At 47.4% G+C, this 25,893-nt stretch carries 18 protein-coding genes; 2 read left to right on the plus strand and 16 right to left on the minus strand.

Features of this window, described 5'->3' with window-relative positions; all coding sequences use genetic code 11:
• Position 1: 1 nt before the first annotated feature.
• On the plus strand, positions 2-1,102 hold the full coding sequence (locus BLQ32_RS01190; protein WP_074508774.1) for a glycosyltransferase family 2 protein: 1,101 nt from the start codon (positions 2-4) through the stop codon (positions 1,100-1,102).
• The gene (locus BLQ32_RS01195) at positions 1,099-2,577 is read left to right on the plus strand and encodes a phytoene desaturase family protein (RefSeq protein WP_074508775.1); all 1,479 of its coding nucleotides are present in this window, start codon (positions 1,099-1,101) and stop codon (positions 2,575-2,577) included. The genes BLQ32_RS01190 and BLQ32_RS01195 overlap by 4 nt, the downstream gene beginning before the upstream one ends.
• Before the next feature lie 87 nt (positions 2,578-2,664).
• Here BLQ32_RS01195 and BLQ32_RS01200 read toward each other — a convergent pair whose 3' ends face one another.
• The 16 genes from BLQ32_RS01200 to BLQ32_RS01275 form a co-directional block, all read right to left on the minus strand.
• The gene (locus tag BLQ32_RS01200) at positions 2,665-3,498 is read right to left on the minus strand and encodes a phytoene/squalene synthase family protein (protein ID WP_074508776.1); all 834 of its coding nucleotides are present in this window, start codon (positions 3,496-3,498) and stop codon (positions 2,665-2,667) included.
• Positions 3,495-4,955, minus strand: coding sequence for a phytoene desaturase family protein (locus tag BLQ32_RS01205; RefSeq protein WP_074508777.1), 1,461 nt, complete (start codon positions 4,953-4,955; stop codon positions 3,495-3,497). The genes BLQ32_RS01200 and BLQ32_RS01205 overlap by 4 nt, the downstream gene beginning before the upstream one ends.
• Positions 4,952-6,478 carry a phytoene desaturase family protein gene (locus tag BLQ32_RS01210; RefSeq protein ID WP_074508778.1) on the minus strand — a complete coding sequence of 509 codons (1,527 nt, stop codon included), beginning with the start codon at positions 6,476-6,478 and terminating at the stop codon, positions 4,952-4,954. The genes BLQ32_RS01205 and BLQ32_RS01210 overlap by 4 nt, the downstream gene beginning before the upstream one ends.
• A 430-nt stretch (positions 6,479-6,908) precedes the next feature.
• Positions 6,909-7,478, minus strand: coding sequence for a 3D domain-containing protein (locus BLQ32_RS01215; RefSeq protein ID WP_074508779.1), 570 nt, complete (start codon positions 7,476-7,478; stop codon positions 6,909-6,911).
• 270 nt (positions 7,479-7,748) lie between these two features.
• Positions 7,749-9,194 (minus strand): DEAD/DEAH box helicase, encoded by a 1,446-nt coding sequence (locus BLQ32_RS01220; protein WP_074508780.1) that lies wholly within the window; start codon positions 9,192-9,194, stop codon positions 7,749-7,751.
• A gap of 405 nt (positions 9,195-9,599) precedes the next feature.
• Positions 9,600-11,480: an alpha-E domain-containing protein gene (locus tag BLQ32_RS01225; protein ID WP_074508781.1), complete on the minus strand. Its 1,881-nt coding sequence runs from the start codon at positions 11,478-11,480 to the stop codon at positions 9,600-9,602.
• Positions 11,480-12,937, minus strand: a complete 1,458-nt coding sequence (locus BLQ32_RS01230; protein ID WP_036805247.1) for a circularly permuted type 2 ATP-grasp protein — start codon at positions 12,935-12,937, stop codon at positions 11,480-11,482. Before BLQ32_RS01230 ends, BLQ32_RS01225 begins: the two co-directional genes overlap by 1 nt.
• A gap of 112 nt (positions 12,938-13,049) precedes the next feature.
• Positions 13,050-13,679, minus strand: coding sequence for a hypothetical protein (locus BLQ32_RS01235; protein WP_074508782.1), 630 nt, complete (start codon positions 13,677-13,679; stop codon positions 13,050-13,052).
• A gap of 132 nt (positions 13,680-13,811) precedes the next feature.
• The gene (locus BLQ32_RS01240) at positions 13,812-14,717 is read right to left on the minus strand and encodes an HD domain-containing phosphohydrolase (protein ID WP_074508783.1); all 906 of its coding nucleotides are present in this window, start codon (positions 14,715-14,717) and stop codon (positions 13,812-13,814) included.
• 88 nt (positions 14,718-14,805) lie between these two features.
• Positions 14,806-15,240, minus strand: coding sequence for a hypothetical protein (locus tag BLQ32_RS01245; RefSeq protein WP_074508784.1), 435 nt, complete (start codon positions 15,238-15,240; stop codon positions 14,806-14,808).
• Positions 15,241-15,485: 245 nt separating this feature from the next.
• Positions 15,486-16,973 carry a glutamate synthase subunit beta gene (locus BLQ32_RS01250; protein WP_074508785.1) on the minus strand — a complete coding sequence of 496 codons (1,488 nt, stop codon included), beginning with the start codon at positions 16,971-16,973 and terminating at the stop codon, positions 15,486-15,488.
• A 69-nt stretch (positions 16,974-17,042) separates the two neighbouring features.
• Positions 17,043-21,635, minus strand: a complete 4,593-nt coding sequence (gltB, locus tag BLQ32_RS01255; protein ID WP_074508786.1) for a glutamate synthase large subunit — start codon at positions 21,633-21,635, stop codon at positions 17,043-17,045.
• Between the two features lie 249 nt (positions 21,636-21,884).
• Positions 21,885-23,657, minus strand: a complete 1,773-nt coding sequence (gene recQ / locus BLQ32_RS01260) for a DNA helicase RecQ (RefSeq protein ID WP_074508787.1) — start codon at positions 23,655-23,657, stop codon at positions 21,885-21,887.
• Between the two features lie 113 nt (positions 23,658-23,770).
• A complete protein-coding gene (locus BLQ32_RS01265; RefSeq protein WP_074508788.1) occupies positions 23,771-24,268 on the minus strand; it encodes a DUF4334 domain-containing protein in 498 nt (165 codons plus the stop codon).
• Between the two features lie 13 nt (positions 24,269-24,281).
• Positions 24,282-25,067 (minus strand): SDR family oxidoreductase, encoded by a 786-nt coding sequence (locus BLQ32_RS01270; RefSeq protein ID WP_036805276.1) that lies wholly within the window; start codon positions 25,065-25,067, stop codon positions 24,282-24,284.
• A gap of 435 nt (positions 25,068-25,502) precedes the next feature.
• Entirely contained in the window at positions 25,503-25,859 is a 357-nt protein-coding gene (locus BLQ32_RS01275) for a helix-turn-helix domain-containing protein (protein ID WP_036805279.1), read from the minus strand.
• Positions 25,860-25,893 lie beyond the last annotated feature (34 nt).

Raw genomic sequence — 25,893 nt, forward strand, 5'->3', positions numbered from 1 at the left:
CATGTTCTTTCTGATTGCCGCACTATCCGCTTTTCTTCTCTGGATTGTTTTTAATAGCTTTTTTCTTCCTTCGCTTCCGAAAACCTTCACACTGCCAAATTCACCGTTAGTATCCGTACTGATTCCGATGCGCAATGAAGAACGCAATGTCGAAACACTGACGTCGGCGTTAAAAGCCGCTGTTTACCCGAATCTGGAATTTATCATATTGAATGACCAGTCTACCGACCGCACAGGCGTCTTGCTGGAACAAATGACTGCCGGCGATTCCCGGTTTACTGTTATTGGCGGAAAAGAATTGCCGCCTGATTGGGTGGGGAAAGTTCATGCCTGCCATCAATTGCAGCAGCACGCCAAAGGCGACTACCTGCTGTTCATCGATGCAGATATCCGCTTTTCCCCTGAAGCAATCGGCCAGGCGCTGGCGCTGATGAACGAGCGCCAGGCAAAACTGCTGTCGGGTTTCCCGGCTTTTGACGTTCCGCCTTTTTTAAGCAAACTGCTGGTCCCCATGCAGCATTTTGTGGTGCTGTTCCATTTGCCGCTTGTCTTAGCAAACTATGCAAACTTTCCGGCAGCCACTGCAGCCAACGGCATGTGGATGATGTTCGAGCGGAAGAGCTATGACGCGGTCGGCGGCCATGCCGCAGTGCGGAATTCTCTCGTCGAAGACGTCCATATTGCCCGGCGCTTTAAAGCTTCGGGACACAAGATGCTGCTCGCCAACATCACCAAATCCGTACAATGCCGCATGTACGACACCAACCATGACGTATGGGAAGGATTCCTGAAAAACAGCTATACCGGAATCGGCCGCTCGCCTGTATTTGCTGTCGCATTGGCGTTGTTCTACAGCTTTTTCTACATCCTGCCGCTGTTTCTCGCGCTATACGGGATAAGCACGAACAAGCTGCTGTTCACTGTTCCATACGTTCTGGCTGTCGTGCAGCAAGCGTACGTCATGGCACGCACACGCCAGCACCTGTATCTGGCTCTTTTAATCCCTCTCCAAGCGGCAGCAATGATTGCCGTTTTGCTTCAGTCCATGTGGAAAAGCTGGCGAAAAAAACCGTATACGTGGAAAGGCAGGCAATATTCATGAAAAAAGTGATCATTATTGGCGGCGGACTCGGCGGTTTATCGGCAGCCGTCACTTTGGCGCATGCCGGGTTCCAGGTCCGTCTTTTTGAAAAAAACCAACATTTAGGCGGTAAATTAATGCCGGTGAAGCTCGGCTCCCATTCTTTCGATTTCGGGCCTAATACCATTACCATGCCGGAAGTATTTAAAGGGATCATCGAACAAACAGGTGAACGTCCAGAAGATTACTTTGAGTTCCTTCCACTGAAAAGCCATACACGAAATCATTTTCCCGATGGCACACAGCTTGATTTTTCTTCCGATCCGGAAGAAATGGCGAATGAAATCACAAAGCTTTCGCCAAAGGATGCAGCCAACTACCCTGCTTTCCTGAAAGAAGCGGAGCGGCTGTACGGCATGTCCGAGCGCTATTTTTTCCCTGCCACATTCCAGTCATGGAAAGATTATTTGTCGCCGTCGCTTGGCTTGGCACTTCTTCGCGCCAGGCCCACTGAAACGCTGCATCATTTTTTCAGCCGCTACTTTTCAGACCGCCGCATTGTTCAGGCACTTGACCGCTACGCCACTTATATCGGTTCGTCGCCTTTTAAAGCTCCGGCTACCTTTTCCATGATCGCCCATCTTGAACTTGGCCAAGGCGTTTATTACACCAAAGGCGGCAACGTCCGCATTGCTGATGCTTTTGCAGCCCTGGCCCAAAAACACGGAGCTTTGCTGCAGACAGAAGCTGAAGTCGAAAAGATCCTTGTCCAAAAAGGCAAAGCGGCCGGCGTCGAGCTGGCGGACGGGCAAACGTTTGAAGCCGATTTGGTCATCTTGAACGGCGACTTGTTGTCTGCGTACCCGAAGCTGGTTGAAGAAAAACACCGGCCGTCTTTTACAGATGCCAAAATCAGCCGTTTTGAACCGTCAATTTCAGCATTTGTCATCACTGCCGGACTGAACACTCATCTTGCGGGCTTAAAACACCACAATATCTTTTTTTCAGGCAACTACCGGCAGGAATTTGATGACTTGTTCGACACGCAAAGCTACAGCCAGGAACCGACCGTCTATATCAGCAACTCCTCTTATACGGATTCAACCGTTTCGCCTGAAGGAAGCAACCTGTTCATCCTGGTCAACGCCCCGGCACTCGGCGCCGACGGGAAGCTGCAAATTGATCCCGAACAGTACAAAGAGCGGATTTATGATTTTCTTGAAACTTATGGCATCGACATCCGCAGCCATCTGGCAGAAGAACAGATATTTACTCCCTTATTCTTGAAAGAGGCCTTCAGCGCCTACCGGGGGGCTTTATACGGGCCTTCTTCTCATCGCAAAGCCGATGCGTTCCTGCGACCGGCAAATGCCAGTTCCGACATCGAGAACCTTTACTTTATCGGCGGGAGCACCCACCCCGGCGGCGGCTCTCCGATCGTCACCATGGGCGGACAGAATCTCGCCAAACGCATCATCAAAAAGTACACAAGCTAAAAAAAGGATTCAGTGCCGGTTGGCGCTGAATCCTTTTTGTATCGTGCTTATCCAGTTTCTATGCTTAAAGAAGCACGCAAGTTTTTCTTACAAACAGGCAAGTATCGCCTGTTTTGATTGATCGGAAACATAATGCTTTTCCCGAAACACCATGTATTCTTTGTCACGGATAGCCGACAGGATTTCCCGGTAAACGAGTCCAGCCCCTTTAACTGCCATGCGCGACTGGAGCGGATACTCGTGGATGGTTTCAAATGAATGCCGGTAGTAGCGCTCTGCTTCTCCAGCAAGTTCTTCCCATACGGAAACAAAAGCACCGTTCACATCGCCTTGCTGCAAATCTATTTCTGTCAGCCCATGCTTTTGCATGATTTCCTTTGGCAGATAAATGCGGCCGATTTTCAAGTCCTGCCCAATATCGCGAAGGATATTGGTGATTTGCATCGCATACCCAAGCGACACGGCCCCTTCCTGCAGAACGGCCGTCTTGCCAGGAGCCAGGATTGGCAGCAGCATGAGTCCGACGCAGCTCGCCACATGATAACAATAGTCCATTAAATCATCGAGGGTTTCGTACCGGCTGATCACCAAATCCATCTCTTGCCCTTTAATCAAACTATGGAAAGCTTCTTCATCCATTTGAAAGTTTTCAAAAACGTCGGCGAGCGCCACCCACATGGCATTGTCCCGGCCATAAAAGCCAGCAAGAAATTGCTGGAAAGAACGTTTAAACTCTTCAAGTTCCAGGGCCGGATTGGTTCCTTCATCCACTATGTCATCGACTGTCCGGCAAAACGCATACACCGCCCATACCGCTTTTCTTTTCTCTTTTGGCAACAGTGAAAACGCCTTGTAAAAGCTTTTGGAATTGGCAGCAATAATTTCTTCGCAGCGATTGTAAGCTTCCCTTATCTCGATCATAATGAACCGCTCCCTTCACTCATGAACTCCCGTTCTACTTCTTCTGCCAGCAATTTGGCTCCCTGCATGACAATTGGAATGCCTCCGCCCGGATGGACCGAAGCTCCGACAGCGTACAATCCACGGGTTTTATAAGGCTTGACCTGGGGACGGAAAACGCCGGACTGGAACAATGTCGGGCCGATGCCGAAGCTTCCGCCTTTGAACAGCCCGAATGCTTCCGCTTCAGAAGGCGTGCGAACTTCCATCCACTCCGTCGCTTCTCTTAATCCCGGAAAAGCCAATTGCTCTGCTCTGTCTATCACTGCATCGATCCATTCCTTCTCTGAAGCCCAATCGACATCTGAACCTGAAGGCACCGGAATCAGGACATACAGGACGCCTTTTCCTTCCGGAGCAAGCGAAGAGTCGATTTTAGAGGGGTGGAATGTATAGAACGCCGGATCTTCCGGCAATTTCTTTTCTCTGAAAACATTTTTCATATGGTCTGAATAGCTGGCGCCGATGAAAAACTGATGCACATTGACGTCTTCGTACACTTTGTCGAGCCCAAAATAAAGCAGGACACACCCTGAAGAAGGGGTAAATTCTTTCTTTTTTGCAGCTGGCAGAACGCCGTCAATTGATGGAAAGTCTCCATTATAAATTACGCCGTCGAACGGCTGAAATCCTGCCTCGGTTTCAATTCCTTTTGCAGCATCCCCTTCGATCCGGATTTTTTTTATCGGCGTCGAGGTATGGATGGCTGCATTCGGGCGGCTCCGAAGCTCTTGTTCAAGGAGCGGAATCAAGCTGCCGTAGCCGCCTTTTAAATAATGTACGCCGTGTTCATGTTCACTGAATGGCACGAGCGAATAAATAGCCGGAGCATTGAACGGGTCTCCCCCGATGTACAGTGCCTGCAGCGTATAGGCCAGCTGCAGCCTTTCATCCCTGAAATAATTGGACATCAATTTTTTTACTGACTGCTGCGGTTTCAGTTTCAGTAATTTTTTCACATTGCCTGGCGTCCAGAAATCCGCTTTGTTTACAAAGGAATGTTCCAGGAACGCAGGTGCGCCAATTTCAAATCGCTCTTTCCCTTCCGCCATGAAACGCCGGAACCCTTCCTCTTCTCCCGGAAAGACCTGTTCCACTTCTTTCATTTGGCGGTCGAAATCAGGATATTTCGTATAGACCTTGCCGTCCGGGAAACGGATGGTATAGAGCGGGTCGCATAGCAGCAATTCGTAGCGGCTTTCCTCTATGCCTGCTTCTTCGAGCAGTTTTTGAAACATTTTCGGCAAAAGAACAATGGTCGGGCCTTCATCAATGCGAAATCCATCCCGTTCGACAAAGGTCAGACGGCCGCCGAGTTTCGGCTCTTTCTCAAAAATGGTCACCTCATGGCCTTGGCGGGTCAGGAAAAGCGCGCTCATCAGACCGCCAACTCCGCCCCCTATAATGGCATATTTCATTGGGATCCCTCCCATGCCGGAAGCGGGGAAATCGGAACCGCTTTTTTCCCGTACTGCTCAAAAATGCCGTTTGCCGTAATTCGCGCCGATTCCAGAATGGTTGGAAGCCCGCTCCCCGGATGCGTTCCACCTCCCACAAGCCAGCAATTGTCCAGTTCTTCGAATTTATTGTGGGGGCGGAAAATCATCATTTGCGATAATTGATGCCCCAGATTGAAGGTCGCTCCTTTGTAGACAGAATAATCGTGTTCCCAACCAAACGGTGTCAACAATTTTTCTTCCACGATATGGTTTCGCAGCCCTTTAAATTCAGTTTTCTCTTCGATGATATCCAGTACGAGGTCACGGAATGCTTCTTGTTCCTGTTCCCAGCCGACTTCACTGAAATTGTTCGGCACAGGTGCCAGAATATATAAAGCGGACTTGCCTTCAGGCGCCAAAGTCGGGTCAGTGACGCTGGCGTTTTGGATGTAGATGGACGGATCTGCCGATAAAATGCGGGAATTGGTGATTTCTTCGACGTTTTTCTTGTAATCCTTTGAAAACACAATGGTATGGTGTGACAAATCGTATTTCTTATCGAGGCCAAGATACATCATGAACGTCGAACAGGAGTATTTCTTTTTCTCCAATTTCTCAGGGGTGTACTTTTTCAAGATGCCCGGTTCCACTAAATGGGTCATGACATGGGCGAAGTCTCCGTTGATGATCACTTCATCCGCCAGTTCCGTTTTTCCGTTTTCCAGTTCCACGCCTTTGACGGCACGGTTTTCAATCACCAGTTTTTTAACGCCGTTGCCGGTATGGATGCGGCCGCCAAGTTCCTTAACGACTTTAGCCATGGCCTGTGACAATTGGTTAACCCCTCCTATAGGATGGTAGATGCCGTATGCATGCTCCATATAAGAGAGAATTGTAAAAGCTCCCGGGCATTCCCAAGGAGACATGCCCAAATATTTCGATTGGAAGGCAAACGCCATTTTCAGGCGCTCATCTTTGAAATAGCGCGATAGCACTTCATAAAGCGTTTTATTGACTTCAAGTTCCGGCAATGCTTTGATCACTTTCGGCTGCATCATGTGGATCAAACGGTCCATGCGTGATTGCAGCAAAGGCGTCAGCGCTTCCAGCTTTTTCCCGGTCTCTTTCATAAAACGGACGTATCCTTCTCCGCTTCCTTCAAAGTTTTCATCAATCTGTTTTTTCATTTCATCAAAATTATGGGTCATCACCAGATTTTGATCCTCAAAAATCAATTCGTACATCGGATCCAGTTTTACGGCATCCATGTAATCTTTTAAATTCCGCCCTGCAATTTCAAACAGTTCCTCGACTAAATGAATCATGCTCAGGAAAGTCGGACCGGTATCGAAGACAAACTCCCCAAGCCGCAATTCTGCATTGCGCCCTCCTACTCGATCATGTTTTTCATAGACATCCACTTCATATCCTTGGCTTGCCAATAACATTGCAGCGGCTAAGCCGCCAGGACCTGCGCCAATAACAATCATTCTTTTTTCCATGACTTAACCTCCGTTCAGCCTAACTTCTAAAAAAGTTAGACATTTCTTATACATATTATATATAACAGCTCTCATATAAACCAGTGATAAGGATTTTAAAGAATTTAGAATTGCCACTTATTCATTTTCCTATGACGTGATAATCAGGTTAAGCGGGAGTTTCTGCAGACGCTATTGCAGCGTAGAAAATCCATATGAACCGGAAGATGGGGCAGAAGCGATCAAAATGGAAAAAGGTTGGCTATTCGCTATTTAAATTAGACTACACATGAAAAATTTCCCTCTTCCCTTCTTCTTTAAACGCTTGGCATACTCCTTTAAAATGGACGATAAACTTGCTCCTCCCTTTCATCCCTTATGAAAGCAGCCCAGTAAAAAGGCAAACAAAAACCCGGCAAGCAGGTTTTTTTGCTTGCCGGGTTTCAAGTATTTATTTCAGGATTTTAATTTTGACGTTTTTTCTGCCCCATTTAAGCGCAGCGCTTTTTGTTGGGATGAAAACATCGATTTTGTTGCCTTTAATCGCTCCGCCAGTGTCGCCGGCGACTGCATAGCCGTAGCCTTCAACATGGACTTTGGTGCCTAATTTGATGACTCTCGGATCCACGGCAATCACTTTCAAGCCGGGGTTTTTCTTTAGGTTAATGCCAGTTCTCGTAATTCCGGAACATCCTTTGCATGAAGCCGTATAAGCGGATGCAGAAACGGTGAATTCCTTAACCACTGATCCGGAAGTTGAACGTGATGGTGTTTTCGCTTTTGCTTTTGCTGGTTTAGCAGCTGAGCCGGTGACTTTTAATTTTTGTTTCGGTTTGATGACATCGGATTTCAATTTATTCCAAGATTTCAGGTTGCTGATGGATACTTTGTGCATTTTAGAAATTTTATATAGGGTATCTCCACTTTTAACTGTGTATGTACTTGCTGCTGCCGAACTCTCAAGTGATGTGCTAAGGAATAAAGCTAGTGCAAAACTTAGAATGATCAATAGTTTTTTCAAGCTGTTCTCTCCCTTTGTTTGTGTTTTATTAGCTTAAACCAAAATAGCACGGGAATATTACAGACATGTAACAATAAAGGACAGGTTTCATTACAATTTGACTCTTTTTCGTGACATAAGTACTCAAAGATGAATTAGGAGCTAATTCAATGTATTCATGCAATAGGGATATTAGTTATATAATATGTAGGATATTTCCTTTTTACGCCTTACTTTCTGCTAAAAAATATAGAAAAACGGATGCTTTCAACAAGCATCCGTTTTCAAAAATCATTTATTTGCTTTATGCACTTTTAAGGTTTTGCCTTTTACAGTTTTGTCTTTCATCGCCTTCAACACCATTGGCCCTTTGCCGTTCAGGATGTCAATATACGTTACTGTATCCTGAATTTTAATAATTCCAATGTCTTCTGCCGTTACACCCGGAATGCTCGTGAGCGTGCCGACAAAATCGAATGCCCGCAATTTCTTCTTTTTGCCGCCGTTGAAATACAGCTTTAAGATATCTTTGTTCACTTGCTCGTTCTTGTTCTTTTTCAGCGCCGGACGGCTTTCCATCTTTTCCTGGAAGGCCGGTTTTGCTAAGCCGATCTCTTCGGCTGACGGTGCACTCCGCTCCGGAATTTCAAAACCGATATAAGCTTCGATTTCTGCCAGGAATTTGTCTTCGTAAGGTGTGGCAAATGTGATGGCTTTCCCTTTTTTGCCGGCGCGTCCGGTTCTGCCGGCACGGTGCACGTAGCTTTCCTTTTCGAGCGGTACATCGAAATTGACCACGTGAGTGATGCTGTCGATGTCGATTCCACGGGCCGCTACATCTGTCGCCACCAAATAGCGGAACTCGCCGCGCTTAAACTCATTCATGACGGCGAAACGGTCTTCCTGCATCATGCCGCCATGCAATTTATCGCAAGTGTAATCGTGCTTTTCAAGCTGCTCCACCACAAAGTCGACATTGTCTTTCGTGCGGCAGAAAATAATGCAGCTGTCCGGGTTTTCTACAATCGTCATATCCCGCAGCAATGCGAATTTCTTTTTTTCTTCCACCCGGTAAAGCGAATGCTCAATCCGGTCCGTCAAGGTTTCAGTGGAAGCAATTTCAATATGTTCAGGATTGTTCATGTATTTGCGCTGAAGATTCTCCACGTTCTCCGGCAGCGTCGCCGAAAACAGCATGGTCGTCCGCTCAGCAGGTAGCTTGTTGATAATGGCCTCCACTTGTTCAATAAAGCCCATATTGAGCATTTCGTCCGCTTCATCCAGCACCAAGTATTCAATCCGGCTCAAGTTCAGCGTACCCCGTTCGATATGGTCCATTACACGCCCAGGGGTCCCAACGACCACGTGGCATTTCTGTTTCAATTCTGCCTGCTGGTAAGCAAAAGGCTGTTTGCCATAGACTGCTGCCGCTTTGATGCGCTTGAAGCGTCCGATATTGGTAATGTCTTCTTTTACCTGATCGGCCAGTTCCCGCGTCGGCGTTAAAATAAGCGCCTGCGGTTTGTTCTCTTCCCAGTCGACCAATTCACAGATGGGAATACCGAAAGCTGCGGTTTTCCCGCTGCCTGTCTGCGACTTTACCGCAACGTCAGTCTTTGAAAGTGCAGACGGAATGACTTTTTCCTGCACTTCTGTCGGCTTCGTATACCCCAATCCTTCCAGTGCCCGCAGTATCGGTTCACTAATCTTGTAATCTTCAAATCGTTTTTCGTTCATGTGTTTGTTTGCTCCTTCTCCGCTCAAAAATATATAGGTTGCTCTATTATGGCACGAAATGCCCGCTTGCTTCCATTAAACAATTATTAAGTTTTATTTCAGAAAAGTGGAAGCGCCTGATCAGCTCCGACAGGCGTAAGGCGAAACACGCAGCAAATCCTGATTTCCGAAGTGGATAGCTTTACGACCCCGAGGAGCTAGGCGCTGCAGCTGGACAAGAAAAGCGGAAATGGCTGTTTAGATTCGACCGGCATAAGACGCTCTGGCGGAGCGGCGTTTTTTGCCGCATAGCTCTAGAGTGGCTTATGGCCCGAGAATCTGGCCATTGCAGCTGGACAAGACAAGAAAACCAAAAATAACTGCTTAAACAAAAAATCAGCGGAAGCTTCTCCGCTGATTTTTTTGTTATTGATCCAACAAGCTGACGGATACTTTGACATCGAGCTCCTGGCTGCCGCCTCTGTATACGCCCTGCACCGGGCTGACGTCATTATAGTCACGGCCGACGCCGACCCGGATATGATGTTCAAGCGCTTCTACGTTGTTGGTCGGGTCAAGGCCTACCCAGCCGATTCCCGGAACCATCACTTCGACCCAGGCATGGCTCGCAGCGTCCCCAACCAAAGCAGAGTTCTCGCCAACGTACAAATAGCCGCTGACGTAGCGGGCGGGAATTTGGCTGCCGCGCAAAATCCCCAGCATGACGTGCGTGATGTCCTGGCAGACACCCTTCATCAAATCAAATGACTCTTCCGCTTTGGTCGAAACGGTGGTGGATTCCCCGTCATAGGTAAAACGGTCATGGAGATAGCCCATCACATCAATGGCAAACTGAACCGGATTGTCCATTTCGCCGATATCTTGCTTCACTTGCTCTACTTGTTCCGGCGACAGGTACGTATATGCGGTATTGCTCAAATAAGGCAAATACTGCTCGCTGAACAGTTTGGAATGGAAAATTGCATTCATTTCCGGTGAATATTCGATGCGGTGGATAAATGGGCTTTTTTGGATGCTGACAATCGACGTTGTCTTCACTTCCAGATGCTGATGATGTTCAGCGATAAAGAAAGTTTCCACATCGTTGCCCCAAATATCGATATGCTCTTTAGTCAGCGTCGCCGGCGTGATGTCGGCCCGGTAGGACAAGAGGCGCTGCGTTTCATCCGTTTTCGGTTTCAGGCGGATGGAGTTCATGCTTTGGTCGACAATCGTTTCGTACTTGAATATATTTGTATGCTCTACTTTATATTTCATCGTAGTAATTCCCTTCGTACTCATGGACTGAGATTGGGTTTGAGTTTGGGTGCCGGTTTGTTCAGATGCCGGATCGATCAAATAATAGGTTTTTGAAAATAACTGGCTGATTTCATTGCAGCCGTCCTGGAAATGATTTAAAAAGTCCATCATTTCGTCAGCGGTCAGATGGTCAATATCAACTTCGTTGAATTCGGTTCTTACTTGGTCAAGCTTAGCAAGAAGCTCCCAGGAATAGTGGGATACCTTCCCGCCTTCCAATTCCTCCACCGCTTCCCTCACATGATCCAGGCAATAGCGGATCGAACGGGGGAACGCTTTATCGGAAATCAGGAAACTAAGCACTTGGCGCGGATCCATTTTGGGAAGATGGGCTTTTAAATACGCCTCGTAGCCTTTCGTCATCCGCAAGGCAGCGAGCCAGTAATAATAGTCTTCCGTTTCTTCCTGCAATTGCTGCTCATACGTCCGCTCGCACACAACATTTAAAATGCGTGCTGTTTTCTCTGCCCGCTCCAGCCACTTGCCAATTTTGATAATCTGATATTCCACACCCCGCTGCATAGCGGATTCAATGATCCCTTGGGAAGTAAGGGAAGTCATTTTTACCAGCTCTAAAAAGCTGCGCATTTCATGGGTTGCACATTGCTGCGGATCGATATTCTGCAGCGCCAAATAACAGCTGTTCCATATTTGCCAGTACTCATCGGTGATATGGTCCCGGCTCACCCGTGCATTTTCCCGTATATAGCGGACACAGTTCGCCACTGAATTCAAGTTTTCATCGGCCATCACCAAGTAATGAATCAGCTTATCTTCATTGTAAGGAGAGAGGGAATGCAGCCCTTCCAGCTCCTGGGCGGAGGCACAGATTTCATATGTCAGCCTCCAATCGCTTTCCCGGATCAGATCTTCATCGGAAGCTTCAATCATCTGCAGGAGCTGCACATCCAATATGCGCGCATTGTTTTCCGCCCGTTCTGCGTTTCGGGACATCCAATACAAGGAATTGGCTACTCGACTCAGCATTAAAGAGCCCCCCTCTCTTCTTTTTCTTTATAAACCCATGTATCCTTGCCGCCGCCCCCTTGAGAAGAATTGACCACAAGTGAGCCTTGCTTCAACGCCACACGGGACAAGCCGCCCGGAAGGACGCGCGTTTCCGCTCCCCTCATAACAAATACCCGCAAATCCACATGGCACGGATAAAATTCCTCTCCTTGATAAGCCGGTGCCCTCGACAGTTTAATCGTCGGCTGCGCAATATACTGATGCGGCGTTTCGATGATTTTCTCCCTGAAAATTTCAATAAGTTCCTTAGAGGCATGCGGCCCAACAAGCATGTCATAGCCGCCGGATGCTCCGACATTTTTCACTACCAGCTCTTCCAGATGCTCAAGCACCCATTCCCGCTCATCGGAATTGTCGAGCAGATACGTCTTCACATTGTCGATAATGGGTTCTTCTTTCAGGTAGTAGCGGATCATATCAGGCACATACGCATAGATTGCCTTGTCGTCTGCCACTCCGTTCCCAATGCCGTTCAATATTGCGACGTTTCCGTTGCGATAAGCCTCTACAAGGCCTGGCACGCCAAGCGCTGAATCTTCCCGGAAAGCTTCCGGATCCAAGAAGTCGTCGTCGATGCGGCGATAAATAATATCTACCCGCTTAAGCCCACGGATAGACTTCATGTACACAATATTTTTCCGGACGACAAGGTCCCGCCCTTCGACTAAATCGATGCCCATTTGCTGGGCCAGGAATACATGGTCATAATAAGCGGAATTGTACATGCCCGGCGTCAACAGCACGGCAAACGGCTTCTCTCCTGTAGATTTGGGTGCATGGTCCAAAATGGCTTTATGTAGGTGGGACAATTGATGTTCGAGCGCATGGACCGAATGATTGGTGAAAAATTCAGGATACACTTGCCGCATCACATAGCGGTTTTGATACACATAGGACATTCCGGAAGGGTTGCGCAAATTGTCTTCGAGCACATGATACTTGCCATTTTCATCACGGATCAAATCGATGCCAGCCAGAAAAATATGGTTTTTCAGCGGAACATCAATTCCTTGTACTTGTTTCGCATAGTAATATGGGTTTTCTTCAACCAGTCTTCGGGGAACCACGCCGTCATCAAGAATTTTTTGCTCGTGGTAAACATCGTCCAAAAAACGGTTGAGGGCTTCTGTCCGTTGAACCATTCCTTTTTCAATAGTTTTCCATTCATCCGGCGAAATGATAATCGGCACAAAATCAAAAGGCATGGTTCTTTCGGTGCCGACGTTATTGTTGTAGACGGTGAATGTGATGCCTTGGCGCAAAAATGAAAGCTGGGCCGTTTCATGTTTTTCCTTTAATTCGTCTTTTGAAAACCCATTGAGCAGTTCATAGAACTTCCGGTAATGGGGTTTCGGCAAACCCTCTGCTGTAAACATTTCATCAAAAAAAGGTTTTACATTATATGACTCAAACATGGTAACCCTCCCTCTTTTAAATAGAATTTTCTGTTAATTTTCGAGTTACAAAAAAGCTATAGCTCTTTCGTAAAGGAGCGATAGCTTTTCCATGTTTTTATTTTAACCTTTTTCACTTATCAAATGTTGAATTTTTAGAAGATTTCGAGCCACTGGAATCTTTTTCGGCTAAATCTTTTTTCAGCGATTCTGTGTATTCCGTGCTGCCGCCGTAAATGCCGCCTGACGGAGTAGAATCGATTGCAGAACTTCCGCTTGTAGCGCCAGTTGCACCCGCACCCCCCGTTGTAGATCCAGGAGTTGTAGATCCTACAGAACCTGCTGAACCGCCGGCTGTTCCTGAGGTACCGCTGCCGGTTAGGTCAGAGCTCGATAAGCCTGAAGTGCTTGTAGTTGAAGTGGAAGAAGTCTTATCTGAAGAACCGCCCACTTCGTCTTGAAGCGTCTTGTTGGCTTTATCCAACATATCTTTCTCTTTATCCATCATTTTCTGCTGGCTTTCGATTGCGCTTTTAACTGACTCTACAGCTTTATTGACGCTTGGCTTCACTTTATCCACCATGCCGCCTGATTGCTCGTTAAAACGCTCCAATCCTTTTTTCACGTTTTCTTTAAGGTTACCGGCTTGAGTGGTAGTGGTTCCATCCGACTCCACTTTTTTCTGGGTCATTGCCGCACCAATCGCAGCCCCGATTCCCAATAGCACTAATTTGCTGAACACACCGCCTGAACGTCTGGCCATAGTTATCCACTCCTTTTAATTTTAAAAATATACTGTCTTCTTAGTATTTACTGCTTTAGTCAGTTTTAAACCTTTAAAGAAAAATAAAAGACACCTTTTGTCATAGAAGGTGTCTTTACAGTCCGATTCAGTTTAATTGATTTTGCCTTCTTCGATCATTACCTGTTCAAATGCCTCTACAACTTCCGGATCGTACTGGATGCCGGCCAGCCGTTTAATTTCATCCACTGCGTACTGCGCCGTAAAAGCTTTGCGGTAGGCCCGGTCTTCCGTCATAGCATCAAATGTATCGCAAACACCGATAATTTTCGCTTCCACCAAAATTTCATCGCCTTTTAAACCAAATGGATACCCTCGGCCATTTACCCGTTCATGATGCTGTTCTACAATATCCGCCAAATCTGCATACGCAGTCTTGCGCAGCATTGCTGCACCGTCACCCGGATGCTTTTTCACCAATTCAAACTCCTCATCCGTCAATTTATCCGGCTTTTTCAGCACTTCTTCCGGAATGTTGATTTTTCCGATGTCGTGGAGGATGGATGCTAAAAACAGATTATGTATCCGGTCTCTCCCTAATGCCATTTTCGTTGCAGTTTTAACGGCATATTTCGAAACACGCGAACTATGTTTGAATGTATAACGGTCTTTACGTTCTACTTCTTCCCCTATTTTACGCAATTCACTTATAACATTACTCATTGAATGAAAAACAGGGTATGTGGAAACTGAAAGAAATGTTACATCTGTTTTAGCTGTTAGATAAATAGCTTCATCCAAATCTTGTGCAGAGAATAAATCATCTTCGCGCAAATTCACTTTAGAGTCATTTATTTCGATTTCAACTTCGCCTTTCAATATATAAAAGAATTCTTGAACACTAGCATCTTCCCCCGGAAACAAGGCAATTAGTTTATCTTTCAAAACGGTTTGTTTCATCATTTCAATGCCACCGCCATGGCCAAGAAGACTAAGAGTAGTAGAACCGTTTTTTACAGTTTCAAGATATCCATCTTTTAAAATCTTTAAGCCTTTCACAGTTCCACTTCCTTTTAAAAACTATGGGAGTATAGGCATTTCCTATACTCCCAATAGTACTCTTCCACTCTATTTTTCACAACCAATTTTACCAGTCAATCACCACTAAAGGATCAATCAAAGCATACCGATCTGCAAATTGGCATAAGATCCATTCCACTTCCACAGTGATACCAGCTGCAGTCGCTTTTTCAACGCCTTTACTTGTCATTTTCTGTGTTTTTTCATCTAACTTGCTGATTAATTTATCTAATTTCTCATTGTATTTTGATGTCAATGCCGCTTGTTTTTCAGCATCTTGCTCATTTGCGAAATCCGCTTGGTATTTTCCATAAATTTCGTCTGCCTTTACTTGGGCTTTCGCAATTTCTGTATAAATCTCGTTATTGACTTGTTCAATATCAGCTAATGCTCGCGCTATTTCCGGGCTCATTGCAGCTTTCTCTGCGGCAAATACTGGCGTACCGGCCATTACTACAAAAAGAACAAATAACATTACAGCAATCAAACTCTTTTTAAACATTTTCTTTCCTCCGCTCACTCTTTATTGTGACGAACAGGACAGATTTTAAAGTCAATAAAGGCTCCCCTATTGCCTTCATTGCGTAAAATCATCAAAAATCTGTCAGTTCACCCACCTTAGTATATATGAACTAGGCATAAAGAACAATGACAATCGGTATTTTTCTGCACATTTAGAAGTTATTTACTTTTAATCACTTTTTTACATACAAAAAGAACCAGGGCAAGTGCCTGGTTCTCATTTTTTTATGGCAATACCGTTGTCCCCATGAGGAAGCGATCGCATTCCCGGGCAGCTTCGCGTCCTTCGTTGATAGCCCAAACAATCAGGCTTTGTCCGCGGCGCATATCTCCCGCCGCAAATACGCCTTCTACATTGGTCGTATATTTGCCGTATTCAGCTTTTACCGTTGAATTCGCTTCTGTTTCTACATTCAGTTTTTGGATCAAGCCTTGATCTGGTCCGCTGAATCCGATGGCAAGCAGCACCAAGTCCGCTTTCCAGACTTTTTCCGTACCTGGAATTTCCTCGCGGATGCGGGTGCCGTCTTCGCCAATTCTCAGTTTCACGTTAACAGTATGCACTTCTTTCACATTGCCTTCTGCATCGCCGACAAACTTCTTCGTCATGACGGCGTACGCTCTTGGGTCATCTCCGAAGGCAGCGGCCGCTTCTTTTTGCCCGTATTCCACGCGGTGAACGCGCGGATATTGCGGCCACGGGTTGCCTACTTCGTCGCGGATGGCTCCTTTTTTATCATAGACATCGAATTGGACAAGGCTTTTGCAATTATGCCGAACGGAAGTCGCTAAGCAATCCGTTCCGGTGTCTCCGCCGCCAATGACGATGACATCCTTGCCTTCTGCTGAGATGTAATTGCCGTCTTCCAGATTGGAATCGAGCAAGCTCTTTGTATTGCTGTGCAGAAAATCCATTGCGTAGTGGATGCCTTTCAGCTCCCGCCCTTCTACTTGAAGATTGCGGTGAATGGTAGCACCCGCACACATGATGACCGCGTCAAAATCGGAGCGCAATGCCGATACCGGATAATCTTTTCCGACTTCGGTATTGGTAATGAACGTGATGCCTTCCTGTTCCAGAATCCGGACGCGGCGCATGACCACGTCATAAGACAGTTTCATTTCCGGGATGCCATAAGTCAACAGTCCGCCGACCCGGTCACTGCGTTCAAACACCGTGACCAAATGGCCGGCTTTATTCAACTGCGCAGCTGCTGCAAGTCCGGCAGGGCCCGACCCGATGACGGCCACTTTTTTGCCGGTTCGTGTTTTTGGCGGTTCCGGTACGACCCAGCCTTCCGCAAAGCCGCGTTCGATGATGGAACGCTCCACTGTACGGATAGCGACAGGCGGTTCGTTGATGCCCAACACACACGCTCCTTCACAAGGAGCCGGGCACGCCATTCCGGTAAACTCCGGAAAATTATTCATCACATGTTCGCGGTGCAGCGCTTCTTTCCATTGGCCGCGGTAAACCAGATCGTTCCATTCCGGTATTAGGTGGTAAACCGGGCATCCGGTCGTGACACCGCTGATTTCCATTCCGGACTGGCAAGTCGGCACGCCGCAATCCATACAGCGCGCACCTTGCTTTCTTACTTCTTCATCCGATAGCGGAATCGTGTAATCGGACCAGTCTTTTGTCCGCTCCGCCGGATTGCGTTCTTTCAATGTCTGTCGGCTGTATTCCATAAATCCAGTCGATTTCCCCATTGTATCCCTCCTATTCGCTTATCCCGTTTCAACGGCTAGTGCAACGTTTCACTGATTGAAGGTTGCTGGTTACTTCCCTGCTCCGGCCATTTTGCTTTCTTCAAAAGCGGCCATTTCGGCATCAAACTTGGACATGCCGCTGTTTTGCAGGTTATTGATGCGCTCATTGATCTTCAAGTAAGCTTTCGGAATGACCCGTACAAATTTAGCAGAGTAAATTTCCCAATTTGCCAGAAGGCGCTTGCCGTTCTTACTATTTGTATAGCCGACGTGCTTGGCAATCATTTCACGCAGTTCTTCAATTTCGGCCGGGTCTGCCATAGGCTGCAGATGAACCATTTCAGCGTTGCAGCGGTTTCCGAAGGTGCCATCTTCATCAAGCACATAGGCGATTCCGCCGGACATTCCAGCTGCAAAGTTTTTGCCCGTTTTCCCGAGAATCGCGACACGGCCGCCGGTCATGTATTCGCAGCCATGGTCGCCGACTCCTTCAACGACAATGTTCGCTCCGCTGTTGCGGACAGCAAAACGCTCGCCTGCCAACCCGTAAATATAGGCTTCACCAGCAGAAGCGCCGTAGAACGCGACATTGCCGATAATAATATTGTTTTCCGGCAGGAAGGTTGAATCGCCTGCCGGGTAAGTGATGATTTTTCCGCCGGATAAACCTTTGCCGACGAAGTCATTGGCATCGCCGACCAATTTCATGGTCATTCCTTTTGGCGTAAACGCTCCAAACGCCTGGCCGGCTGATCCTTTAAAATTCAAATTGATCGTATCTTCCGGCAATCCTTCTGCGCCGTACTTTTTGGAAATGGCACTTCCGACAATGGTCCCTGTTGCCCGGTGGATATTGCGGATCGCCGTAGTGACTTCAACCCGTTCTCCGGTTTCAATCGCTTTTTCACAGCGCGGCAACAATTCCTGGCAATCCAGGGTTTTTTCCAGCTCATGGTTTTGCTTAACCGTGGCATAGCGGCCTACTTTTTCAGGCAGGTCCGGCTGGTACAGCAGCGCCGATAAATCGATGCCTTCCGCCTTCCAATGGTCGATCGCTTTATTGGCTTCGAGCACATCGGTCCGGCCAATCATTTCGTTAATTGTACGGAAGCCGAGTTCCGCCATCAATTCACGTGCTTCTCTCGCGATAAAGCGCATGAAGTTGGCTACATGTTCCGGGTCTCCCATATATTTTTTGCGGAGTTCTGGATTTTGCGTCGCAATGCCGACCGGACATGTATCCAAATGGCAGACGCGCATCATGACGCATCCCAAAACAACCAGCGGCGCGGTTGAAAAGCCGTATTCTTCTGCTCCCAGAAGTGCGGCAACCACGACATCACGGCCGGTCATCATTTTGCCATCAGTCTCGACGACGATGCGGTCACGCAAACCGTTCAGCATCAAAGTCTGGTGGGTTTCGGCAAGCCCGATTTCCCAAGGAAGCCCGGTATGCTTCAGGCTGGTCTTCGGCGCTGCGCCCGTCCCGCCGTCATAGCCGCTGATCAGGACAAGATCCGCACGCCCTTTTGCTACGCCTGCTGCTATCGTTCCTACGCCGACAGCGGAAACAAGTTTTACGCTGATGCGTGCCGTCGGGTTGGCGTTTTTCAAATTGAAAATCAGTTCCGCTAAATCTTCGATCGAATAGATATCGTGATGCGGCGGCGGGGAAATCAATTCCACGCCGGGTGTAGATCCGCGCACTTCTGCGACCCACGGGTAGACTTTTTTGCCCGGCAAATGGCCGCCTTCTCCAGGTTTTGCGCCTTGTGCAACTTTAATCTGGATTTCATCGGCATTGACCAAGTAATGGCTCGTGACGCCGAAGCGGCCGGATGCCACTTGCTTGATCGCACTCCGGCGATTGTCGCCGTTTTTATCAGGGATAAAGCGGGCCACTTGTTCGCCGCCTTCTCCTGAATTGCTTCGGCCGCCAATCCGGTTCATGGCAATCGCCAAGGCTTCATGCGCTTCCTGGCTGATCGAACCAAAGCTCATGGCACCCGTTTTAAAACGGGCACAAATCTCTTCAATCGATTCCACTTCTTCAATCGGCACAGGTGTCCGTTTTTTGAACGCCATCAAACCGCGGAGCGACTGGACGTTCGACGTTTCCTTCGTGAGGAGATTGGTATATTTTTTAAACGCTTCGTAATTATTCGTCCGGCAGGCATGCTGCAAAGTGTGGATTGTCGACGGGTTGTACTGATGGGTTTCCCCGTTCGCCCGGTACTGGTATTCATCGCCCGGCTGCAGGAAAGTGTCCCCCGCCACCCGTTCCGGATAAGCCTGTTCGTGCCGCATCAGTACTTCTTTTGCAATGATATCGAGGCCGATGCCGCCGAGGCGCGAAGAAGTCCGCGTGAAATAACGGTCGATGACATCCATGTGAATGCCGACAGCTTCAAAAATCTGTGCTCCGCGGTAACTTTGGATGGTGGAAATCCCCATTTTCGACAGCACTTTGATAATCCCGTCCGTCACGGCATTGACATAGTTTGCTTCGGCTTCCTCAAACGGGATGCCGGTAATGTCGTCTATCGCAATCAATTCGTTGATCGACCGGAACGCCAGATAAGGGTTGATCCCTTCCGCACCGTAGCCGAGCAGCATGGCAAAGTGATGGACTTCGCGGGCTTCCGCCGTTTCAATCAGAAGGCTCATTTTGATGCGGGTGCCTTGGCGGATCAAATGGTGGTGAAGGCCGGACACAGCCAATAAAGCCGGGATGGCTGCATATTCCTTATTGACGCCTCTATCAGATAGGATTAGCAGCGTGGCTCCTGCTTTAAACGCTTCGTCCGCTTTTATGAACAGAGCTTCCAATTCCTGTTCCATCGCTTGCGGGCCTCCCGCTTTCGGGAACAGAATCGGAAGCGTCACTACTTTAAACCCTTCAATCTTCTGCTGGCGCAATTTCTCCAATTGCAGGTTCGTCAAAATAGGGGTCTCCAGCCGGATGTGGCGGCTGCTTTCAGGACCAGGCCGCACCAGATTGCCTTCTGCCCCGATGGTCGTGCGGGCCGCTGTGATAATATGTTCCCGAATGGCATCGATCGGCGGATTGGTGACTTGGGCAAATAACTGCTTGAAATAATTGTACAAAAGCTGCGGTTTTTTCGATAAAACCGCCAACGGAGAATCATAGCCCATAGAACCGACCGGATCTTTTCCGTCTGTCGAGAGCGGCTTGACGATTTTTTGCAATTCTTCCGTCGTATAGCCGAAAGCCAGCTGCTGTTCCAGCAACACCGACGCAAGGTCAGCGTTTTGGTTGGCTGCCATTTCCGGTTCCGGAAGGTCTTCTAGGTCCATCATATTGTTTTCAATCCAATCGCGGTACGGCTGCTCCGCGGCGATCTCCAGCTTGATTTCTTCGTCGGGAATAATTTTTCCGGCTTCCAGGTCAACCAACAGCATTTTCCCTGGGTGCAATCGTTCTTTGTAAATGATGTCATCCGCAAAGATATCGAGTGCCCCGACTTCGGAACCGAGCACGATCATGCCGCTTTTCGTCACGTAGTAACGGGCAGGCCGCAAACCGTTGCGATCCAGGCACGCCGCAATTTGCTTGCCGTCCGTAAAAACGAGCGCCGCCGGTCCATCCCATGGCTCCATCAGAGTGCTGTGGTATTCGTAAAAATCCTTTTTCTCCTGCTTGATTGTCGGATCGTTCACCCAAGGCTCGGGCACCATCATCATAGCGGTATGGGCAAGAGATCTTCCAGACAAATGCAAAAATTCAAAGCAGTTATCGAACATGGAGGAATCGCTTCCGGTTTCGTCGATGACCGGCAAGACTTTCTTCAGGTCTTCATCATTGAAATATGGCGAAGTGCAAAGTTCCTGCCGCGCGCGCATCCAGTTGACATTCCCTCTTAAGGTGTTGAACTCACCGTTATGGATCGAATAGCGGTTCGGATGGGATCGCTGCCAGCTGGGGAATGTATTGGTACTGAACCGGGAGTGGACAAGCGCAAGCGCTGATTTAAATTCCGGATGATTAAGATCAATGTAAAACGAATCCAGCTGCTCCGGAATCAGCATGCCTTTGTAAACAATCGTGCTAGATGACAGACTGCTGAAATACACATCTTTATATTTTTCTTCCAAGCCCATTTCCTGTTCAATCCGTTTGCGGATGATATACAGGCGGCGTTCCAAATCCATACGGTCCGTCAAATCTTCTGAAGCGCCGATAAATACTTGGCGGATGACCGGTTTTGTTTTAGATGCCACTTTACCGACGAATGAATCATTGACTGGAACCGGGCGCCAACCTAAACAGTTTTGCCCTTCTTCTTTTACAATCCGGCGAATAATTTCCTTGATTTCCATACGCAGGTCGTAATCTTTCGGCATAAACAGCATGCCGATTCCATATTTTCCTTCATCCGGTAAAGTGATACCTTCTTTGTCGCATTGTTTCTGAAAAAAGCGGTGCGGGATTTGAGTCAGGATTCCTGCTCCGTCTCCCGTGCTCGTATCGGAAGATTGGCCGCCCCGATGTTCCAGGTTGCAAAGAATATTTACGGCGTTCTGAACAATGGCATGTGATTTTTCACCATTTATATTGGCAATCATTCCAATTCCGCAAGCTTCGTGCTCCTGGTCCGGTTGGTATAAGCCTTGCTGTCGCGGGTATTCTTTCATTTTCATAAAAATGCCTCCCTCTATTACACATAACTACTGTAATGTCAGAATATTTTAACACAATCTACGCATATATATACAGTTTTTTTTCGTAAAAAAATGCATTTTTTATTTGAAAAACACTTAAAATTTATTGAAAACGCTTACATACCAATACTATACCAATTCTACCTCTCCAATATTCTGATGAATATATATACATAAATGCAAATAAAAAAGCCCTACTCCATGTAGGGCTTTTCCGGTTTTACACTCCTATTTTACCGTTTCTCCAGAAGAACGAATGGCTTCAAGAAACGCTTCTCCATATTTTTCGAGTTTATTCGCGCCGACGCCGTTCACTTCCAGGAAATCTTCTGCAGTACGAGGGCGCCGAGCGCACATATCCTGCAAAGTTTTATCTGAGAAGATGACAAACGGCGGAACCCCGCCTTGATCGGCAAGTTCCTTCCGGATTTTGCGCAGTTCTTCAAACAAGGGGTCATTTTCCGCAATGCGCTTGGTGACAACTGCTCCTTTTCGCATCACTTTCCGTTTGCCGAGCAGGACATCCCTGCCGCCGTCCGGCACGTAAATGGTCGGATACGCCCCTTGTTCTACGGCGAGCAGTTCCTGTGAAATCATGAATTCGATCAAGTTAGATACTTCTTTAGCCGACTGGTGTTTTAAAATGCCATACGTCGACAGTTTATCGAAACCGAAATCCAGGATTTTTTTATTGCGCGAGCCTGTCAGCACCTGTGCTGTCATCATCTTCCCGAATTTCTGCCCCATCCGCACCACGCAAGACAGCACCATTTGCACATCTTTCGTCACGTCCTGGCTTTCCCGCTCGTCGTTGCAGCTGCCGCAATGTCCGCAAGGTTCAGCCTGCAGGTCTCCGAAGTAATGAATGATAAATTGCTGCAGGCAATTTTCAGTATGGCAATAATCGACCATCGCCTGCAGTTTCACCAGTTCACCCGGAATCCGGCTCGGGTCCTGTGCCTGATCGATTAAAAAGCGCTGGGTTTGCACGTCCTGGGATGCATACAACACGATGCACTCACTCGGCAATCCATCACGGCCTGCACGCCCGGCTTCCTGATAGTAGCTTTCCATGTTTTTCGGCAGCTGGTAATGGATCACGTAGCGGATATTGGATTTGTTGATGCCCATTCCGAAAGCATTGGTCGCCACCATCACGTTTACTTCATCGTTCAAAAATTGTTCCTGTCCGGCTTTCCGCTCCGCATCCGGCATTCCGGCATGGTATCTGGCCGCTTTTACACCTTTTTTAACCAGCATATCGTAAACCGAATCCACGGTTTTGCGGGTAGCGGCGTAAATGATGCCTGCCTCTTTATCGTTTTTCTTTACATACTCTTTTACAAACCGCTCACGGTCCTGTCCTTGGACTACGGAAAAAGTTAAATTTGCCCGTTCAAAACCCGTCATGACCGTGTGCTGTTCTTCAATGTCCAAAATACGGCAAATGTCTTCGCGCACTTGTGGTGTCGCAGTTGCAGTTAAAGCCAGCACCGTCGGGTTATTCGGGAATAATCCCGCCATCCGGCTGATCAATCGGTAGCTTGGCCGGAAATCGTGGCCCCATTGCGAAATACAGTGGGCTTCATCCACTGCGATCAAGGGGACATGCACGCCCTGCAGTTCGTTTAAAAACATTTCTGAATCCAGGCGTTCCGGCGCAATATACAGGAGCTTTACGGCTCCGCGCTGAACGTCGTATAAAGTTTCCCGCACTTCATCGAAGCCGAGGGAACTGTTGATATAAGCTGCTGGAATCCCCGCAGCCAATAATGCATCCACCTGGTCCTTCATCAAGGAAATCAATGGGGATATGACAATCGTCGTCCCTTCCATCACCAATGCGGGAATTTGATAGCACATCGATTTCCCGCCGCCCGTCGGCATGACACAAATCGAATTATGGCCCTCGAAAACTTGCGTAATGGCTTGCTCCTGGCCGGTCCGGAACGACTCATAACCGAAATACGACTGCAATAATTTTCTTGCTTCTTCCAACAAAATTAAACACTCCCAAAACTCGTCTCGTAATGAGTAGCTTATCATATTTCAGGCCAAATTTTCGCTTTCCGAATTCGCTGATACTGGCAAAACAAAAAAACTGTTCTAAAAGCCTAAGCTTTCGGAACAGTTTCCACTTTTTCCAGTATGAAAAAATAAGGTTTCTTATCGCCTTTATGATCCATCATGCCCAACAGCACCCTTTGGTCCACTTTCCGGAAATGGTCGATAATCGGCAAATGGTCATAAACCATAGCGGCGCTGGACTTCCCACGATGCTCTACCCGGCGCATCCTTGCTTTGCCGCCTTTCGCTTTTACCAGTTTCCGCATATCCATAATGGGCACGGGATCTACAGCAAACACGTTGCCGTTCAGCCCTTTAAACAATAACGGATCGACATTTTCAGCATCGTGAAATGCTTTGCCGTACCAGTTCAGTTTCTTCAAGACGCCATCAAGCGGATGCCCCGTCCGGAATTCATGCCCTTCCCATGTGCCAAGCAATTCTTCAAGAGCCACTGCCTCCAATTTATCAAAAATCCAGCAGGCTGTATGCGTATCCGTTTCCCCTTGCTTTCTGGCGGCCCAGAATTCCGCTGCAGCATCCATCTCGGTCACTCCTTTAAATTTCCATATCCCAGAGTTTCGCTTCTTCTTCTTTCATCTGCTTTTCCGTTTCCGGCGGATAAACCGTCCGGTATTTATGGGAATCAAGCGGAATAGTTTCAATCATCTTCGCAATCATGTCCGCTGAATCAAATTGATTTTCAAGCGCTTGGTCCGCTTCCTGCATGTCTTCTTTTTTGGTGAAATGAATCCCTTCGTCGTACCATTTCCATTTTGCTTCTGCACTCCGGTCGTTAAAGCCTGTGTCGAAAGCGCCGGGATTAATGGTCGCTACCTGGACGCCAAACCCCTCCAGTTCTTTTTGCATGGTGGCTGCGATCCCCTCAATCGCATGCTTGGTAGCTGTATAAGGCCCGACGTAAGGCGTTGTGGTGATTCCTGCCATCGACGATATGAAAATGATTTTCCCTTTTCCTTTTTCGACAAATTTGCGCGCTGCAATCTGCGCCGTTTCAAGCGTGCTGAAAACGTTCACTTCAAACAGCTCACGGAAATTCATCATCGGCACTTCTGCAAGCGGGCCGCCTTCGTTGATGGCCGCATTGGCGACAAAGATATCAAAGTCATATTCCAGCATCTGGGCAAGATCCTGCGGATTCTTGATATCCATTTTAAACACTTCCAAGTCCACACCTTTTGCCTTTGCTTCCTCCCTTAAAGAAGTTACTTGCGGTGCAGTCTCCACCGGCGCAATCACCCGGTGCCCTTTTTCAGCCAGCCCGAGTGCAGCGCCTTTCCCTAATCCGCTGCCAGCTCCTGTAATAAATATTGTCTTCTCCATCCATTCAACCTCCCGGTTCTTGATTGTCTACTTTCTGTGTTCCCCGACGCTAAAGAGATAAACACCTTCCCTGCCCCCTTCTCTTTAAGACAATCGGCATTCATAAGGCAGTAATTTTAAGTTTCTACTATAGAATAGCTTCCCTCCCGCAAATAAAAAAACCGGCAAAAACGCCGCCTTATCCCCTGCATGAAACGGCAAAGAGCCCTACGCTTTGCTGCATTTCTATAGAATGCTTGTTTGGCCTTGTCTGTTTACCCAGAAGTTCCACAGAATTTTTTGCCAGTTTGATCCATACCCAACCTTTTTACCTAACCACGTCTTAAAAAAAAATTTGGATTAAATACTAAGACCTTCAAAACTTACACAATTAATAGAAAAAAGCCCATTCCTAATAAAAATGGGCTTTTTTCTGAAGTTTTTTTAAAATAATGTTTAAGAATTGACTGCTCCATAACTTCCCATACGGCGTTTGACCTGGATATATGACGCTGCTTCAGCTATTTCATTTTTATTTAACGGCTTATTATCAAGCACTAAATTATAATCACTTATAGTAGAGTCGTCTTGCAAATCCAGGTCAATGACTTTCTCAGTCCGATCCAATAGACGATCAACTGAAACGTCGAAAAAATCAGCAAGCATTGAAAGATGGCTAACAGAAATCTGCTTTTTCCCACTTTCATATGCCCATACTGTACTTTTTGCAAATCCGACTTCTTCAGCTAATTGTTCCGGGGATAGTGATCTTTCTTCTCGCAAGTCTTTAATTTTTTTCCCTAGATCCTTCATGTATGTTCCTGCTCCTTCTATGAGTTAATTTCTA

It is taken from the genome of Planococcus glaciei, from assembly GCF_900099655.1.
Classification (GTDB): domain Bacteria; phylum Bacillota; class Bacilli; order Bacillales_A; family Planococcaceae; genus Planococcus; species Planococcus glaciei.